Origin of the sequence: Nocardia transvalensis NBRC 15921 (assembly GCF_000308875.1) — a bacterium.
Lineage (GTDB): Bacteria > Actinomycetota > Actinomycetes > Mycobacteriales > Mycobacteriaceae > Nocardia > Nocardia transvalensis.
Window position 1 is genome coordinate 75904 of the sequence record NZ_BAGL01000062.1, and the last position, 17010, is coordinate 92913.

A 17010-nucleotide genomic window follows, 5' to 3' on the forward strand; every position below is an offset into this window, starting at 1 on the left:
GCAGTGTGGTCACCGCACGGATGTCATGGTGAGTTCATGCGCCTGACGATGCCCGAGGCATTGCCCGCCGATCCGGATGCGGCGGCCGCACTGCAGGAACGGTTGCGCGTTCTGGTGCGGCCGTCCGATCCGCGGCCTCCGCGTTTCCGCACCGTCGCCGGTATCGATTCCGCGTACGACGACGAGGGCAATGTCGTTGCGGCCGTGGTGGTTCTGGACTTCGAGACGCTGGAGCCCGTCGAGACCGCCACCGCGCACGGTATCGCCACATTTCCCTACGTCCCCGGCCTGCTCGCCTTCCGCGAACTCCCCACCACCCTCGCCGCCCTCGAAAAGCTCGGCACCACACCCGATCTGCTCGTCTGCGACGGCCAGGGCATCGCCCATCCCCGGCGTTTCGGACTGGCCTGTCATCTCGGCCTCGTCACCGGGCTGCCGACGATGGGTGTCGCCAAGAACGTCCTGGGCGAGTGCGACGAGCCCGGCCCGGAGCGCGGCGCGGTCGCCGACATCACCCTCGACGGCGAGGTGGTCGGCCGCGCGGTCCGGACACAGACCGGAGTCAAACCCGTCTACGTCTCCGTCGGGCACCTGATCGGTCTCGACACCGCCTGCGCCGCGGTCCTCGCCCTGAGCCCCACCTACCGCCAGCCGGAGACGACGCGCCGCGCCGACCATCTCTGCCGCACCCTGCTCCGCGACAGCACGCCCAGCAGCTGACCTCACCACTGGTACGGCAGGAATTTCCCGTCCAGCGTCACCACCACACGATCCCCGGCGGGATCCTCGACCCGCTTGACATCCATCCGGAAATTGATGGCGCTCATGATGCCGTCACCGAACTCCTCGTGAATGAGTTCCTTGATCGCCGGCCCGTATACCTGCAACACCTCATAGAACCGATAGATCGTCGGATCGGTCGGCACCGCGCTCTCGAGCGCCCCCCGCATCGGCTGCGCCCGCAACGCCGCCTCCACGTCCTCCCCCAACTCCAGCAGCCCCGCAACGATTTTCGCCTCCGCATCCGGCACCGGATGCTGCCCCAGCAACGCCGCCACAGTCCACGCCGGCGCCCGCCCGATCGCCTCCGCAATCTGCCCCCAAGAAACCCCCAACCTCCCCTTGGCCCCCACCACAACCCGCCCAGCCTCACCCTTATCCATCCCGAACCTCCCAACATCTCGAATCCCGCGCACTCTACGACCCCAAAATTCCCACCACGTTAACTGCGCTGGAAGAGGGGCTTCAGAAGGCTGTGCACCTAGGCCGTCGCCGGTATGGCTGGAGCTATCCCTTCCGCCAGGCTCTTTGCGATGTCGCAGGCATGCCGTGTCCCGGAACTCTTCCTCGATGAAGGGTTGTTGATGTTGAGTTCGAGGCTGCCGCCCCTCATCCCGACATACAGGGAGCAGAATGTATGCGAGTCCTGTTTACCGAGATGAGCAGTGAGCGAGGGACGTCCGCCGATCGTCGCCTCCTCGTCCACAGTGAAATCCTTATTGGCCCGCACCATCGGCAGAGTGAGGTTGGTGGTGTCTATCGATGCACCGAACCCATCGGACTGGATCCAGCGGCACCCACGCCACTTGACACCCCCGGGATTATCCTTCGTATCAGTCTCGGGCTTGATCAACCGCTCGGTCTGCACGACCTCGGTCGGCAACTTGCAGGCGTCGAACCTCGCAGGCACATCCGGCGCAATCGTCGATGTCGCATGCGGCCGACTTGTCGAACCGCCATCCGCCGAGCTACATCCCGCCAACAGTGCAACAGCTCCCGCACCGCAGACCAGAGTCAGTATCGCATTCCCCCAGCTGCCCATTTCGCCCCTCATGTACAGCCTATCGGGACTGAATCGACATTCCGCCCCCTGGGTCAGTTAGATCCAACCGAGCAGACGACGGCGCACAAAGCCACCGAGCACGCCCATCTTGCTTCTCGCCCAGCGCTTCTCGGGCCAGTTACCAACTCCGGACGTTGTCCTCGCGGAGTCGTTCGACGGCCCGCTCTATCCAGGATTCGAAGCAGGCGGTGAGTTCTTGGGTGGTGGCGGGGCGGATGGTGAGGTGTTCGCGGGAGGCTTGTTGGAGGTAGCGGCCGTCACCGGCGACGTCGAACCAGCCGACGGCGAACAACGGGTCGTGGCGGGTGTAGAGGTAGCCGGTGTGCAGGCCGGCGGCGCCGGAGCCGTCGGAGGGGCGGTCGACGAGGCGCTGGAAGCGTTCCTGCGGGCTGTTGCGGTTGCTGGTATAGGGATCCGCGGGTGTGCGGAGTTCGTCGACGTGAAATGTGTCCGGACGCTGTTTTCCCGGTGGGACTTTCGGCAGGATGGCCGCCAGCCGGCCGGGCAGTTGCTCGGTGCGGAACAGGCGGCAGCGGATCGCGCCGTCCACCCCGCCACTGGCGGTCTGGGTGAGCATCACCGCGTGATAGGGCGTCCGCGCGCCGAGAACACGGTATTCGCGTGAGGTGCCCTGGCCGAGAGCGACGGAGTCGCCACCCATTTCGATCCGTATATCGGAGGTGGTCAGCGTGTGCAGGGCAAGATTGATTTCCTCGAGTTCGTCGGGGCTGTACCGCGCGCGCACCGCCGCGCGATGCGCCTCGACCTCACCGAGGGTGGCCAAGCGGCTGACGTAGCGCAGTGGATGCGGGAACCGATCGTTCGCGTCGCTGTACCACAACACCGCGAAATCGTCCGGTTCCCAACTCCATTCGACCATCTCTGGTAAATCCAATCATCAACAGCAATAACCCTTCCCGGTCCCAAGCCTTGCGGGACCGGTTGCGGGTTCAGAACTTTCGGAAAGAATTCGGTTCAGCGGACCGGGGCTACTGCCCGGCAGGCGGCGGACTCGGATCGGAGTAGTCGCCACCGATGACCCCACCGGGAATCGTCCGCGGCGCCGGCCCGAGGAGTTCCTCCGCATTCTCCATATTGCGCAGCCACTCCGGCAGATCGTGCCCCTTTTCGTCATCCTCGGACTTGCCACCCCGAGCCCCGCCCATGCCACCCATCCCGGGCATCCCGCCCAGACCGGTAACACCCGAGGCTCCCTTACCCGTCGGCACACCCGCAGCGGCTCCACCAGCGGGAGCACCCTGCACACTGCGCCCGACGCCACCTGGCGCCCCGATACCCCCGGGCCCAGGCCCACCAGGACCGGGCCCAGGCCCACCGAACCCACTGGAGGTAGTCGGAGTCCCCGCCCCACCCAACCCACTCGGATCGGTAGCCGTACTCGGCTGAGACGTCCCCTGCCCGAGCCCAGTCGGCACCGTCGAGGACGGATCCTGCGAAGAGGTTTGAGTCGGCTCCTGAGTACCTGTATCCGGCTGGGTTGCGGGCCCTGGGCCGGGGCCGGGACCTGGTCCTGGTCCCGGGCCGGGCCCAGGACCGGTAGGAACAACCGTATCGGGCTTGTACAACGGATCATTCGGCCCGTTGGGCACCGGAAGAACAGGAATCTGCGTGTCCGCCGTCGTGAACGTATTCACGTAATGATCCCGCATGGCATCTCGCGCCGCATGCTCACAGTCGGTACGCACAGCCTGCGAGTTCGGGCCATGATAGAGCCCGAAGAGATTGATGCCCTTGGGATTTCCGAACGAGGCACCGTCCGGCGGCTTGTCCACCGTGTCCCGAGTCTTGGTGACACCGGTAACCGTCGAGGTGACACGATCGGCCAACGCATTCAGCGGCTGAGTCAGTTCCAGAGCCTGCGTCGCATACTTGCCAATCGCCGCCCGCGAAGCTTCCGCCGCCTGCCCGTCCCACGCGGCCTCACTGGAATGTTTGATCCGACCGGCAAAGAAGGTAACCGCTGAACTCCAGCGCTGCGCGATTTGTCCATACTCGGTCGAACTCTCTTGCGCCCCATCAGGTTTCAGCGGATTGAACGAATTGTAGATCTTCCAATGATCCCAGTTGTCGACGTGCTCCGCCTTGTCCCCGATCTTCGGCGGCTCATTCCCGGTCATTTCGACTGCCCCACGGCAACGGTGGTCACTCCCGGCTGCATCGGTGTACCGATCGGGCTAGGCTCCATGGTTGCTTTCACCTCATTGTACCGAGCGGCGAACTCTTGATCCTGCTGCATGAGTTTCTCGGCAATCGTGCGATGCAGAGTTTGAATGTCGTCAACAATCTTATAATGTTCTTCCAGGATGCTATAGACGTTATTTTCACTGTCTTTCGACGGGTCGATAATCTTGGCTTTACCACGAAAACGACCTACAAGAGTGTTAGCGGAGTCCATCCCGGGCGTCGTTTCACCCAGCCCCCAGCGTTCGCGGTCCGAAATGTTTTGCGCTATTACCTGAAGGTCACGTATCTCGTTCTTGAATGCTTCGCAGTCCCGGTCGATATAAACGAACTCGTCCGCGTTGATACGAACGCTGTCAGGACTACCCCGGCTGAAGCTGACCGTCAGATTGCCGTCCTGTGCGTTCTTGATCGCGTCCGCCAAAGGACTTGCAGGCGGTGGCGCGGCGTCGTCAGCCATGGCCGATGTTCCTCCCCAGCGAATTCCGGCTCAACCGACCGGAAACCAACTTCAATCTATAGCGTGGACGGGATAGCCGGAACAATGCCGTCGGCCAATCGTTTGGCAATGTCGCACGCGTCTTGCCCACGAGTCTTCTTGCTCGACGGCGGATTGATAGGACTGATCTCAAGTGTGCCGCCTTTGATCTCGACACTCAGAAGGCAATGCTCTGCTGTCGTCTTCTGTCCGGTAGGACGATAGGCCAACGCAGGGCGCCCGGCGATGGGCAGGTCCTCGGCGACGGTGAAATCCGGGTTGGCTCGAATCATCGCCAAAGTGATGTTCGTAGTGTCGATGGTAACGCCGTATCCATCCGACTGAACCCAGCGGCAGCCACGCCATTTGACGCCGCCGACACCATCTTTGGTGTCAGGTCGTGGATTGATGAGCTCTTCGGATTGAACGATCTCCGGCGGCAACTTGCACGCATCGAACCCAGCAGGCACGTCCGGCGCAATCGTCGAACTCGCCGACGCCCCCGTCGACTTCCCCCCCGACCCACCATCATCCGAATTACACCCCGCCACCAGCGCAACAACCCCCGCACCGACCGCCACACCCCGAACTACATTCCCCCAGCTGCCCATGTCGTCCTCTCGCCGGTACGTCCTCGACCCGGGCCAGACCGACGCTCCGCCCCCTGTCGAGCTCAGATAGACCGTACCGGGCACGTGTCCAGCGCGCAAAGCTTCCGGGCCCATCCGACCTGCACGGATATTGCGCCGACAGGGATTTCGGCAGCCGAACTACCGTCCGCTTCGAGTTCCGGGGGCGCAACCGAGCATTCGAACTCGCCTCACGACCCGAGCCGAAACCGATCCGGCTACGGGAAGAGCTTGATCGGGTTCACGATGTCGGCGACCAGGGTGAGGATCATGTATGCCCCGCCGATCACCACTACCACATACGTCGCGGGGAGCAGCTTCATGTAGTCGACGGGAGCGCCCGGCGGCAGGCCCTTGCGGCCGCGGAGGACGTTGCGCAGCTTCTCGTACAGGACCACCGCGATGTGTCCGCCGTCCAGCGGCAGCAGGGGCAGGATGTTGAAGGCGCCGAGGAAGAAGTTCAGGCTGGCGAGGACCAGGACGAAGATCTCCCACTTGCCGTGCTCGGCGGTCTCACCGCCGATCTTGCTGGCGCCGTAGACGCTTACGGGGGTGTCGAGGTCGCGTTCGCCGCCGGTCACGGCGTGCCAGAGATTGACGACCTTGGTCGGCATCTGGGCCAGCGACTGGAAGGTCTTGCCGAACATGTCGCCGGTGAAGGAGATCGACGCCGGGATGGCTCCGAGGAAGCTGTACTGGACCGGGTCGTAATAGTCCTGGCCGACGCCGACCTTGCTGACCTCGACCGGAGTGGTGACCCGCTCCTTGCTCCCGGGCTTCAGCGGATACGTCGCCACCCGCTGCGGGGTGACCGGGAAGGTCAGCGTCTGCCCGTCGCGCTCGACGGTGTAGACGATCGTTCCGGTCTGATTCTCGGTGGCCTTCTGCAACTGCGACCAGGAATCGACAGGACGGCCGTCAATGGCGGTCACCCGGTCACCACGTTTCAGACCGGCCTGCAACGCGGGCCCCGGCTGACTGCTCGCCGTGCACGGCTCGGCCGTTCCGTCCGGCTTCTGCGCCTGGACGCATTCGGTCGGGACGATCTGCGTGGCGGGCGGGGTATCGAGACGCGGCAGCCCCCACGCCACCGCCAGCAGCACGATCAGCAGGAATCCGAGGAAGAAGTTCATCAGGATCCCGCCGGCCATCACCACCAGCCGCTTCCACGTGGCCTGCCGGTACATGGCCCGCTCGACGTCCTCGGGTTCCAGTTCGTCCAGCGCGGTCATGCCGGCGATATCGCAGAAACCGCCCAGCGGCAGCGCTTTCAGGCCGTACTCGGTCTCACCGCGCCGGAAGGAGAACACCTTCGGCCCGAATCCGACGAAATACCGGCGCACCTTCATACCCGTGGCCTGCGCCGTCCACATGTGACCGCACTCGTGCAGGGCCACCGAAACCGTAATGCCCAGCGCGAACAGCACGAACCCGAGCGCGAACCCCATGCGGTGTGCAACCCTCCTGCGTCAGTTACCCACGTGCGTACGTGCACGCTCTCGCGCCCACGCATCGGCCGCGAGCACCTCGTCCAAGGTAGCCGGTTCGGCGCTCCACCGGTCGGCCGCCTCGATCACCCGCGCGACCGTGCGCACGATGTCGGGGAATCGGATCTGCCCGTCGAGGAACGCCTGCACCGCGATCTCGTTGGCCGCGTTGTAGACCGCCGTCACACTACCGCCCGCCTTCCCGGCCTGCCGGGCCAGTTCCACCGCGGGGAAGACCTCGTTGTCGACGGGTTCGAAGTCCCAGCTGAACGCCGTGCCGAAGTCCAGCGGCGCCAGCACCCCCGGCACCCGGTCCGGCCAGCCCAGCGCCAGCGAGATCGGCAGCTTCATATCGGGCGGGCTGGCCTGGGCGATGGTGGACCCGTCGGTGAACGTCACCATCGAGTGCACGATCGACTGCGGATGCACGCTCACGTCGATCTTGTCGTAGTCGATGCCGAACAGCATGTGCGCCTCGATGAGTTCCAGGCCCTTGTTCATCAGCGTCGCCGAATTGAGGGTGTTCATCAGCCCCATCGACCAGGTGGGATGCGCCTTGGCCTCCTCCGGATTCACCGATTCCAGCATCTGCGTGGTCCAGCCCCGGAACGGCCCGCCCGAGGCGGTGAGCACGAACCGGTCCACCTCGTCCGCGCGGCCGCTGCGCAGGCACTGCGCCATCGCCGAATGTTCCGAGTCCACCGGCACGATCTGCCCGGGCCGGGCCGCGCGCGTCACCAGCGATCCGCCCGCGACCAGCGACTCCTTGTTCGCCAGCGCGAGCCGCCGTCCCGACTCCAGGGTCGCCAGCGTCGGTTCCAGGCCCAGCGACCCGACCAGCGCGTTGAGCACCACATCCGCCTCGGTGCGGCGCACCAGTTCGGTCACCGCTTCCGGACCGGCAAGTGCCACACCGAGTTTCGCGGCCGCCGCGGGATCGGCGACGGCGACGTTGGTGGTCCCCGTGGCCCGGATCTGTTCGGCCAGCAGCGCCGTATTGCCCCCGCGCGCGGCCAGACCGACCACCTGGAACCGGTCGGGGTCGGCGGCGATCACCTCCAGCGCCTGTGTGCCAATGGAACCGGTGCTGCCGAGCAGCAGGACTCTCACGATGTCGGACACCCTCCCATTGTTCCCGATCATCCGCCTTCGACACCCGGTCACCCCGCTGGCTACGACGGGCGGTCGTATGCCAAAATACGGATGACAGTGTGAACCTGTCGTGCAGCAATCCCGCTGATGTTGTGCTTGAACTGATGGGAGCGAACGTGGCCGCCACGGAACTGGAACCCGCCAAGAGCGCCGTCGTCACCAAGGTCGACCCCGCCGACGTTCCGTCCGCCGCGTGGGGCTGGAGCGGCGAGTCGCGGCGCGCCTTCCGCATCGCCGGCTGGGTGGTCGTGGTCATCCTGCTGGCCATGCTGTTCGAGGGCCCGCAGGGCAGCTCGTCGGGCACCGGCAACATCGGCTACCTGTTCCTGATCGGATTCGCCATCGCCCTCGCCGGCGTGCTGATCCGCGATTCGTTCCTGAAGAACAAGCCGCGCTGAGCTACCGCCCTCGGCGGCGGGTCGGCTTACCCCGGCCCGGGTGCGGATTCCTGCGTCCGGTGGTCCCGCGACCGCCGGACGTTCGTTTGCCCGGACTCTGCCGCTGAACCGGCTTCTTCTCGGCCGCAACAGCTTTCGCGACGGCGGGTGAGCGGGAGCTGCGTTCGGTGCGGCCGCGCACGATCCCGATGAATTCCTCGATCGCGTCGCTCTCCCGCTCGATCGGCCAGGCCAGCGCGATTTCCGTCTCGGGAAGGTCGGTCACCGGGCGGAAGACCAGGTCGCGGCGGTGGTGCAGCCGGGCGAGCGAATGCGGCATGACGGCCGCACCGCCGACCGCCACCACCAGTTCGACGGTTCCCGCCAGCCCGTCGATATCGTCGGCGTCCTGCATGCGCTCGTCGGCGAGATCCGCCACCGCGATCTCCTCGAATGCCGAGATCGGATGATCTTTGGGCACCACGACGACCGGCAGTTCGCGATACAGCGGAATGGCATGCATGCCCTCGCGGTCGATCGGCAGCCGCACGAAACACATATCGGCCCGCCCGTCCCGCAACGCGGCATCCTGCTCGGCCTGCGGCACCGCGACCAGATCCAGGGGGCTGTCCGGAAACCGCTCGGTCCACCGGCGCGCCCACTTGGACACGGTCACGCCGGGCACATACCCGACCCGCAGCGCACCCGGGGCGACATCATCCATTCCAGCAGCGTATCGGGTGGATCCCGGCCACAAGCACGCCGGGATAGTGGAGGAGGACACGCCGGAGAGCGGAGGAAAGACACGACGGGGTGAGGGTCCGCGCGTGGCGAGGGGATCACCCATCGTGATGAAGACACGCCGGGACACGAAGAGCGTCCGTGCGAGGAGAGTCCGACCGCGCACAGGATCGCGAGGTCAAGGCAGTTCGGCGCAGTAAGGCCGGGAGCCCAAGGTGATGTCGACGCAGGCGGCGAGGAGGATGTCGCGTTCCGTGCGGTCGGCGGACAGTGGGACCGAAAGGCGGGTGCTGTGGATCGTTATTCCGTTGGGCGACAGGGAATCTACGACCGCGCGGACGACGTCCAGGCAGCCGATCTCACTCCCGGAACGGTCCAGCACCAGCAGGCGGAGCAGTTCGGGTGTCGGTGGCGTGCAGGGATCGCGGACGAAGTGGAACAGGGTGCCGCCGGTCGACGCGACCGCGGTGGCGGATTCTGCGCGCAGGATGGTGCCGACGGCCGTTCCGTCGCCGCGACGTACCGATGTCGACGCGGCGTCACCGGAGTCGACCACGACCGTGGATTCGTCGGCATAGGTGATCCGGTACCGCTTGCGACCCCGGCCGGAGCCGAACGGATCGGCCGGTCTCCCACCGGATTTCACCATATCGGCGGCGACCGCCAGCAGCTCGCCCACGGCGTCGCGGAAGGTCACCGTCGGCGTGCCCGCGGCATGCTCGACCCGGCCCTCGATCGTCATCGATACTTTCCGCAGGGCTGACATAGGGAGATGTTATTGCTGTGATCTACATCTCACAGCGAATTGCCGTGTCGAATCGCCGCGCGACGGCCTGGGGCGGTCCACCGTAGGGGCACATCCGGGCGTGTCGAGGCGTAACGACCGACGTGGGGCGAACGTTAAGGGGTGTATCCGCGTCGGCTCGGACCTTCCGCCACGCCCCGAGGAAAGGGATTCACTCATGCGCTCCCTGCACAAGTCGGCCGTGATCGCCGCGTTCGCCGCCGTACCGATCGTCCTCGTCGCGGGAACGGCGGCGGCCGCGTCCGCCGACATTCCGGTCCTCAACACGTCGGCGACCGAGGCGGGCCTGTGCTACGGCACGATCCGCGGGAACGTCGATCAGGACTCCTCGTCCTCGATCCACCTCACCAGCGCCTTCGAGGGCATCGGCACCTGCGCGACCACCGCCTACGTGTCCTGGCACAACATCGATACCGGCGCCCGGGGCGAGACCACCGTGAAGCTGGTGGGCTCCTGGTACAACTCCGCCCGCATCCCCTCCGGCCCCGGCCACATCGAATTGTCGGTCACCACCAGGGAATTCCTGCATTCGCCCGCCTCCGTCCGGGTGGAGTACGTCATTCCGGACTGAGCCGGCGGGTCACGCCGCGAATCGCAGTGCCGCCGGACCCCTTCCGGCGGACCGTCCCTGCACGGCCCGGTACCGGCAGTACGCCACGGCTTCGGTGGTTGTCCGGGCGCGCTGCCGGTGCAGGAGCACGCCGATCGCGATTCCGGCCGCGCCGAGCACCGCCGCGACCACCCGCAGCGCGACGGCGAATCCGTCGAAATAGGCGGCTCCAGATCCGCCGAAGGCGACGATGACCGGGCCCAGCGCCACCGGCGCGAGTACACCGCCGAACCGCCCGGTCACGGCGTGCACGGCCGCCACCGCGCCCGCGCGCTCCGGCGCCACGGCCCCCGCGATCACGGTCGCCAGCGGGACCCGCGTCCACATGACGCCGAGGCCGACAACCGTTCCGGCGGCCGCGTACACCCAGGACTCGTCCCGGACATCGATACTCGCCCCGAGCAGTACGCCGAACGCGCAGCAGAGCAATCCCGATACGAGCTGCACCCGCAGCGACATCCGCTGCGGCCGAACCGATCCCGACAGCACGGCCCCGAGGATCATGCCCAGGAACATCGGGACGGCCAGCACCAGCGCGGTGACGGGCCGCTCCTCCGGCCGGCTCAGCAGGACCGCGATCGGCAGCAGATACACGACGACGACGGCCTCGCACGCGATTCCCGCCAGACACGCCGCCGCGAACGGAGCGGAACGGAACAGCCGCACCGGCAGTGTCGGATCCGGCCGCCCGCTCTCCCACCACGCGAACACGATCGCGATCCCCGCGGCGACGCCCACCGCGATGAGCACTTGCCCACCGCGCCAGCCGGTTTCGGCGACCCGGCTGATACCACCCGCCAGCGCGGCGGTCGCCGTCCCGGCCAGGAAAGCACCCGTGGCATCGAACGGCCGTCCCGGATCGGGCCGGGTCTCCGGGACGACCAGCCAGCCCGCTCCCACCACGACGGCGGCCAGCACCGCCGTCACCAAATATCCTGTTCGCCAACCGATTTCGCTGGCCAGAAGCGCACCGCACAGGCCGCCCGCCAGAGAGCCCGCGGCCTGCACGGCCAGCCCCATGCCGAGCACCGCCGGTAACTCGCTCGTGCAGAACACGCCACGCACGACCGCCAGCGCCGTCACGACGACGGCCGCGGTGGCCACCCCGGTCACGGCGCGCCCGGCGATGAAGATCAGCTCGTCGGTGGCGAGAGCCGTGATCAGGCAGCCGATCCCGATGCCGAGCCCGCCCGCAAGCAGCACCCGCCGGCGTCCGATGCGGTCGCCCAGCAACCCGGCGGCCAGCAGGAACGCCACCGTCAGCAACCCGCCGATACCCGCGGCGGCGGTGGCCGTACCGGCCGGCATCTCGAATTCCTGCCGCGCCTGCGAAACGGCCACGGCGTGCACGGCCGTGTCGATGCCCGCCAGGCTCGACAGGGCTGCCACCACACTCAGCGCGACTCGCCGCCGCTCGGGCCGTTGCGCCACCCGCACCGGCCACACCTGCGTCATCGGCGTCTCGATCGTCGGCACGCGGTCCCCTTCCACAGCGTCGGAATGTCGATCGACCGACATAGTGCACAGCCGGGACCGCGATTCGGAGGCGGCGCGGCGGGCCGTTGCGGATCGGTGATCAACAGGCCGAGGAATGTCGTGAACCGATGAAAGCGCAGTAGCATGAGTATTCAGCGCGGTGAGGTCATGCGTCGAGACTGACCGCACAGCCGATCATCGTCGACCTCGGAGTAAACCCCCCCATGGTTTCAGAATCTGCCCGGATCGGCCGCCTGGATCCCCTCGTCGCCGAACGGGGCCCGACCGCGCTGCGCATCGCCGTCGGCGGGCAACTGCGCAGGCTCAGGGAGCAGCGGGATATCACCCGCGAGGCGGCGGCCGAGCACATCCGGGGCTCGCACGCCAAGATCAGCCGCCTGGAACTCGGGCGCACGGGGTTCAAGGAACGCGATATCCGCGATCTGCTCACCCTCTACGGCGTCACCGACCAGGCCGACCGCGCCGCCTTCATCGACCTGGTCCGCAAGGCCAACGAGCCCGGCTGGTGGCATCGCTACAGCGACCTGCTGCCGCAGTGGTTCGAGACCTACCTCGGCCTCGAGTACGCCGCGAAATCGATCAGGACGTTCGAGGGCCAGTTGATTCCCGGCCTGCTGCAGACCGAGGAGTACGCCCGCGCGGTCGTGGCGCTCGGCCACGAGAACTCCGAATCCGCGCGGCGGGTGGAGCTGCGCCGACGCCGGCAGGAGGTCCTCGACCGACGCGGCGGGCCGACGCTGTGGGCGGTCCTCGACGAGGCGGTGCTGCGCCGGCCGATCGGCGGCCACGACGTGCTGTGCGCCCAGCTCGACCACCTCGTGGAGATGTGCGAGAAGCCCACGATCAGCATCCAGGTCCTGCCCTACGCGGCCGGCGGCCACCCCGCGGCGGGCAGTTCGTTCACGATGCTCCGCTTCGCCGAACCCGAACTCCCCGACGTGGTCTACCTCGAACAGCTGACCAGCGCCGCCTACCTCGACCGCCAGCAGGACCTCGACCACTACCGCAAGGTCATGGAACAACTCACGGTCCAGGCCGCACCCCCCAACCGCTCCCGCGCCCTGCTGAAGGAAGCCGCCGACCGCTACCGATCCTGAGACCCAACTCCAGACTGTTCGGTCGAAGATAACAACCCGGTTGCTACCACCCGGAAATACCGAGCCGTCCAGTCCGTCAGCTATAAACTGGCAACCGTCTCCGGACGACATAGGGGACGGTGATCGCCGGTAGCCCAAGCCGCCGATCATCCGCTGTACGCAGTCCGATGAGGCCCGAGGACGACCTTCCCTCGGGCCTCATTCCATGCGCGGGCCAAGACCTCCTCTACCGAGCCGACGCCGTCGCGGACAAACTGGAACTTTTGGCCGAGATTTCCTCGATATCGATACCGCGATCACGAGCGGCCACTACAGCCACGACCTACTACTCGAACTCGCACCGAAGACTCAGATATCCTCAGATCGAAGGCGGTCGAGGACATCGAGAGCAGCCTGACGCTTGCCCGGATCGTTGGTGTGCAGTGCCGTCCAGATCGCGAACAACGTTCCGAGTCGATCACCCTCGAAGCAGTCCTTCAGCATCCGGGCGCAAGGCACCAATATACCTGCGGCAGCTCCCAACAGGTATCCGCCCGTGAGGACCCATGACATGCCCACTGTTCCCCCGAAAATTCGATCACCTCCGCCCAACCTATCGCAGTCCGACTGATACTCGGACTGCGACTGCCTCGCCGCCTCGAACCCGCGCCAGACCACGATACCAGAGTCTTCAGCCTAGGCAACTTTGCTATGGTGTCCACATGAGAGCAATTGAGGTAGACGACGGCGTCGCCGCGACAATCGAAGCCTTGTCCAATGCGTGGGCCGTGCCCACCGCAGATGTGGTCAGCAGGCTACTGACGGCATTCCTCGCCACAACTGCACCGTCGACCACCAACGGATCGCAACCGCTCGCGGCGACAGCAACGGGCCACGAGGTGTTCTGCCTGTATGCGGGCACCCGCGTCTGCGGTCGATTCGATGCCGCCACCCAGGCCTTGACGATCACGGACGGCGCATTGGCAGGGCAAACCTTTCGATCACCGAGCGAAGGCGCACGTGCGGTGGTGAACGCTCTCAAGCCAGGAGTCAACGCCAACCGGAACGGCTGGACCTTCTGGCGAGTCACCAATGGGGACCTGCTGGACGTCCTGCGAACCAAGTAGCCGGGCAGAGCAATCCCGGACCCACACATAATCCGCCGAGACCCGCTGGCCCGCCCCGTTTCACACAGCGTTGCTGCGCAGATCGTCGGGAAGCCGGGTCGCATTCGTCATTGTCTTCCCAGCTGAACCAACCCCGTCATGACCGCCTTGTTGCTGTTGGGCGGCAATCCATGCAGCCGTTCACGACGATGATCGCGAACTCGCCTTTGCCGTTCACCAGAAATTCGATGTACCTTGGGCTCGAGCAGCTCAATCGCGTCGTGGTCCCAGCTGTCCATCTCTATAGTCCGCCAGTGACCAAGCACATCCTCCGGGTCCCGGATGCGTTTCCCGCGCCACCGCGAAAAGACTACTGCGAGCCGAGCCTTCAATCCGGGGCTACGCCTCCGCGGCGAGTTGGCCGCAGGCCGCGGCGATTTCCTGGCCTCGCGTATCCCGCACTGTGCACGGCACGCCCTGGGCCTCCACACGCCGGACGAACTCTCGCTCAATGGGTTTCGGGGAGGCGTCCCACTTGGAGCCGGGGGTGGGGTTGAGGGGGATCAGGTTTACGTGGACTCGGGAGCCTAGGGCCTTGTGGAGTTTGGAACCCAGCATGTCGGCTCGCCAGGGGTGGTCGTTGATGTCTCGGATGAGGGCGTACTCGATGGAGACGCGGCGGCCGGACTTGTCGGCGTAGTAGCGGGCGGCGTCGAGGACTTCGGCGACCGGCCAGCGGTTGTTGACCGGGACCAGGGTGTCTCGGAGTTCGTCGTCGGGGGTGTGCAGCGAGACCGCGAGGGTTACCGACAGGCCCTCGTCCGCCAGTTTGCGGATGGCGGGGGCCAGGCCGACCGTCGAGACCACCACGTTGCGCTGGGAGATGCCGAGGCCGTCGGGCGCCGGGGAGGTGATGCGGCGGACGGCGTTGACCACGCGCTTGTAGTTGGCGAGCGGCTCGCCCATGCCCATGAAGACGATGTTCGACAGGCGGCCGGGGCCGCCGGCGACCTCGCCGTCGCGCAGGGCGGCCGCGGCGGCGCGCACCTGGTCGACGATCTCGGCGGTGGAGAGGTTGCGGTTCAGGCCGCCCTGGCCGGTGGCGCAGAAGGGGCAGGCCATGCCGCAGCCGGCCTGGCTGGAGATGCACAGGGTGTTGCGGTCGGTGTAGCGCATGAGCACCGACTCGAGCAGGGTGCCGTCGTTCGCGCGCCAGAGGGATTTGCGGGTGGTGCCCTCATCGCACACCACATGCCGCACCTCGGTCAGCAGCGGCGGGAACAGCGCCTCGGCCACCTTGGTCCGCATCGTCGCGGGGAGGTCGGTCATCTGTTCCGGATCGGCTTGCAGGCGGCCGTAGTACTGCCGCGCGATCTGGTCGGCGCGGAACTTGGGCAGGCCCAGCTCCTCGACCACCCGGCGCCGCTCGTCCGCGTCCAGGTCGGCGAGATGACGCGGCGGCATGCCCCGGCGCGGGGCATCGAAGACGAGCGGGAGGGAGGTAGTCATAACCCCTCCAGTGTCCCATCCGAGTGATCCGAACCGGCAGGTGGGCGACGAGTCGGTGGTCACATCCCCACATCCACCGGAGGATATGTGTGTAAAGACCATAGCTATCGGCAATGATCGAGGTATGACCAGCGACGCAGCACCGACTTCGGGACCGGAACCGCACGCCGGCACTTCCCCGCCCGCGACGACGCCTCCGGCCGACCACACTCCCCCGAGCGGGCAGAAACCCGCGACCACGGAGCCCACGACGGGTAAGCGCCCGGCCACGCAGGCGCCGCGCAAAACCTCGCTGAAGACCCGCACCGGCTACACCTGGGTCGCCCTCGTGGCGGCGGCCGTACTGGGCATCGTGCTGCTGATCTTCGTGATCCAGAACCTGGATCAGGCGGAGGTCCACCTGTTCTTCTGGACCTTCTCGCTGCCGCTCGGCATCACGATCCTGCTCTCGGTGATCGCCGGAGCGCTGGTGATGGCCCTCGTGGGTGGGTGGCGGATTCTGCAGTTGCGACGGGCGGCCAAACGAGGGTGAGAACTACAAGAGCGCGGTGAAGACCAGCCAGGACACGAAGGCCGACGGGAGCATCGAGTCCAGGCGGTCCATGATGCCGCCGTGGCCGGGCAGCAGCGTGCCCATATCCTTGATGCCCAGCTCGCGCTTGACCTGCGATTCGATGAGGTCGCCCGCGGTCGCCACCAGCACGACCAGCACGCCCGCGAGCACGCCGATCATCGAATTCGCCTGCAGCAGCAGGGTGACGGTGAGCAGGCCGCCGATGACGGAGAACACCATCGACCCGGCGAATCCCTCCCAGGACTTCTTCGGGCTGATCGCGGGCACCATCGGATGCTTGCCGAACAGCACCCCGGCGACGTAACCGCCGACATCGGAGCAGACCACCAGGATCATGAAGGTCAGCACCCGCAGGTTGCCGTCGTCCTCCTGCAGCTGCACCACCGCGAACGAGGCCAGCAGCGGCACCCATGCCAGCACGAAAAGGGTGATCGCGGTGTCGCGCAGGAAGTTTCGCGGCGTCGCCGACAGGCCGTGATCGAACAGCCGCCAGCACATGCACACCAGGGCCGTCGCCGCGAACGCCCCCGCCACGCCGTCGGTGCCGTACGGCCAGGCCAGCCATAGGATCGCCTGCCCGCCGACGATCAGCGGTATCCGCGGCACCAGCACGTCGGCCTCGCGCAGCCGCTTGCCGACCTCCCAGGTGGCGACCGCGATCGCCGCGGCGACGACGCCGATGAGCACCTTCGGCACGAACAACAGGATCGCGATGAGCGATAGGCCGAGCGCGAGGCCGACGCCCAGCGCGGCCGGTAAGTTCCGCCCGGCACGCGAGGACTTACCGTTCGGCGCAGGCGCCGACGGCGTCTCCTGGTCCGGTGTCGCACCGGGCGTGTCGCTCGCCGGCATCGCATCGCCGGCGGCGGCTTCTTCGGCCACCATTGTCCCGTCGCTCACTTGTCGTCTACTCCGTCCCCGGCT

At 66.6% G+C, this 17010-nt stretch carries 19 protein-coding genes; 6 read left to right on the plus strand and 13 right to left on the minus strand.

What is annotated here, in order from left to right; all coding sequences use genetic code 11:
- Positions 1-36 precede the first annotated feature (36 nt).
- Entirely contained in the window at positions 37-720 is a 684-nt protein-coding gene (locus tag ON41_RS21730) for an endonuclease V (RefSeq protein WP_040749540.1), read from the plus strand.
- Positions 721-722: 2 nt separating this feature from the next.
- Here the strand turns inward: ON41_RS21730 and cynS are convergent, their stop codons facing one another.
- From cynS to dxr, 8 genes are all read right to left on the minus strand, one after another.
- A complete protein-coding gene (gene cynS / locus ON41_RS21735; protein ID WP_040749541.1) occupies positions 723-1163 on the minus strand; it encodes a cyanase in 441 nt (146 codons plus the stop codon).
- Between the two features lie 98 nt (positions 1164-1261).
- Positions 1262-1822: a DUF3558 domain-containing protein gene (locus tag ON41_RS21740; protein ID WP_083905536.1), complete on the minus strand. Its 561-nt coding sequence runs from the start codon at positions 1820-1822 to the stop codon at positions 1262-1264.
- Positions 1823-1961: 139 nt separating this feature from the next.
- On the minus strand, positions 1962-2723 hold the full coding sequence (locus ON41_RS21745; protein WP_040749542.1) for an ESX secretion-associated protein EspG: 762 nt from the start codon (positions 2721-2723) through the stop codon (positions 1962-1964).
- Positions 2724-2832: 109 nt separating this feature from the next.
- Positions 2833-3009 (minus strand): hypothetical protein, encoded by a 177-nt coding sequence (locus ON41_RS41750; RefSeq protein ID WP_157185575.1) that lies wholly within the window; start codon positions 3007-3009, stop codon positions 2833-2835.
- Between the two features lie 968 nt (positions 3010-3977).
- Entirely contained in the window at positions 3978-4505 is a 528-nt protein-coding gene (locus ON41_RS21750; RefSeq protein WP_040749543.1) for a hypothetical protein, read from the minus strand.
- A 56-nt stretch (positions 4506-4561) separates the two neighbouring features.
- Positions 4562-5104 carry a DUF3558 domain-containing protein gene (locus tag ON41_RS40455; RefSeq protein ID WP_246829580.1) on the minus strand — a complete coding sequence of 181 codons (543 nt, stop codon included), beginning with the start codon at positions 5102-5104 and terminating at the stop codon, positions 4562-4564.
- A 266-nt stretch (positions 5105-5370) separates the two neighbouring features.
- Positions 5371-6600, minus strand: a complete 1230-nt coding sequence (locus tag ON41_RS21755; protein ID WP_040749544.1) for a M50 family metallopeptidase — start codon at positions 6598-6600, stop codon at positions 5371-5373.
- Between the two features lie 21 nt (positions 6601-6621).
- Positions 6622-7782 (minus strand): 1-deoxy-D-xylulose-5-phosphate reductoisomerase, encoded by a 1161-nt coding sequence (gene dxr / locus ON41_RS21760; RefSeq protein WP_051162136.1) that lies wholly within the window; start codon positions 7780-7782, stop codon positions 6622-6624.
- Positions 7783-7907: 125 nt separating this feature from the next.
- Here dxr and ON41_RS21765 point away from each other — a divergent pair, with 125 nt between their 5' ends.
- Positions 7908-8189 carry a DUF2631 domain-containing protein gene (locus ON41_RS21765; protein WP_051162145.1) on the plus strand — a complete coding sequence of 94 codons (282 nt, stop codon included), beginning with the start codon at positions 7908-7910 and terminating at the stop codon, positions 8187-8189.
- Position 8190: 1 nt separating this feature from the next.
- On the opposite strand, the gene ON41_RS21770 is transcribed toward ON41_RS21765, so the two are convergent.
- Complete coding sequence (locus tag ON41_RS21770) at positions 8191-8892, minus strand: LysR family substrate-binding domain-containing protein (RefSeq protein ID WP_040749547.1); 702 nt, start codon at positions 8890-8892, stop codon at positions 8191-8193.
- Positions 8893-9087: 195 nt separating this feature from the next.
- Positions 9088-9675 carry a hypothetical protein gene (locus ON41_RS21775; RefSeq protein WP_157185576.1) on the minus strand — a complete coding sequence of 196 codons (588 nt, stop codon included), beginning with the start codon at positions 9673-9675 and terminating at the stop codon, positions 9088-9090.
- 196 nt (positions 9676-9871) lie between these two features.
- Here ON41_RS21775 and ON41_RS21780 point away from each other — a divergent pair, with 196 nt between their 5' ends.
- The gene (locus ON41_RS21780; protein WP_040749549.1) at positions 9872-10285 is read left to right on the plus strand and encodes a hypothetical protein; all 414 of its coding nucleotides are present in this window, start codon (positions 9872-9874) and stop codon (positions 10283-10285) included.
- 9 nt (positions 10286-10294) lie between these two features.
- Here ON41_RS21780 and ON41_RS21785 read toward each other — a convergent pair whose 3' ends face one another.
- Positions 10295-11800, minus strand: a complete 1506-nt coding sequence (locus ON41_RS21785) for an MFS transporter (protein WP_157185577.1) — start codon at positions 11798-11800, stop codon at positions 10295-10297.
- Positions 11801-12024: 224 nt separating this feature from the next.
- On the opposite strand from ON41_RS21785, the gene ON41_RS21790 reads away from it, so the two are divergent.
- Together ON41_RS21790 and ON41_RS41755 are read left to right on the plus strand one after the other, a co-directional pair.
- Positions 12025-12918 carry a Sco1979 family transcriptional regulator gene (locus tag ON41_RS21790; protein ID WP_040749551.1) on the plus strand — a complete coding sequence of 298 codons (894 nt, stop codon included), beginning with the start codon at positions 12025-12027 and terminating at the stop codon, positions 12916-12918.
- A 701-nt stretch (positions 12919-13619) separates the two neighbouring features.
- Positions 13620-14024 (plus strand): hypothetical protein, encoded by a 405-nt coding sequence (locus ON41_RS41755; protein WP_157185578.1) that lies wholly within the window; start codon positions 13620-13622, stop codon positions 14022-14024.
- 378 nt (positions 14025-14402) lie between these two features.
- Here the strand turns inward: ON41_RS41755 and rlmN are convergent, their stop codons facing one another.
- Positions 14403-15512 carry a dual-specificity RNA methyltransferase RlmN gene (rlmN, locus tag ON41_RS21800; protein ID WP_040749553.1) on the minus strand — a complete coding sequence of 370 codons (1110 nt, stop codon included), beginning with the start codon at positions 15510-15512 and terminating at the stop codon, positions 14403-14405.
- A gap of 124 nt (positions 15513-15636) precedes the next feature.
- Between rlmN and ON41_RS39775 the strand changes: the two genes are divergently transcribed.
- On the plus strand, positions 15637-16044 hold the full coding sequence (locus ON41_RS39775; protein WP_040749554.1) for a LapA family protein: 408 nt from the start codon (positions 15637-15639) through the stop codon (positions 16042-16044).
- Between the two features lie 3 nt (positions 16045-16047).
- Here the strand turns inward: ON41_RS39775 and ON41_RS21810 are convergent, their stop codons facing one another.
- Positions 16048-16971, minus strand: coding sequence for a phosphatidate cytidylyltransferase (locus ON41_RS21810; protein WP_083905528.1), 924 nt, complete (start codon positions 16969-16971; stop codon positions 16048-16050).
- Between the last annotated feature and the right edge of the window lie 39 nt (positions 16972-17010).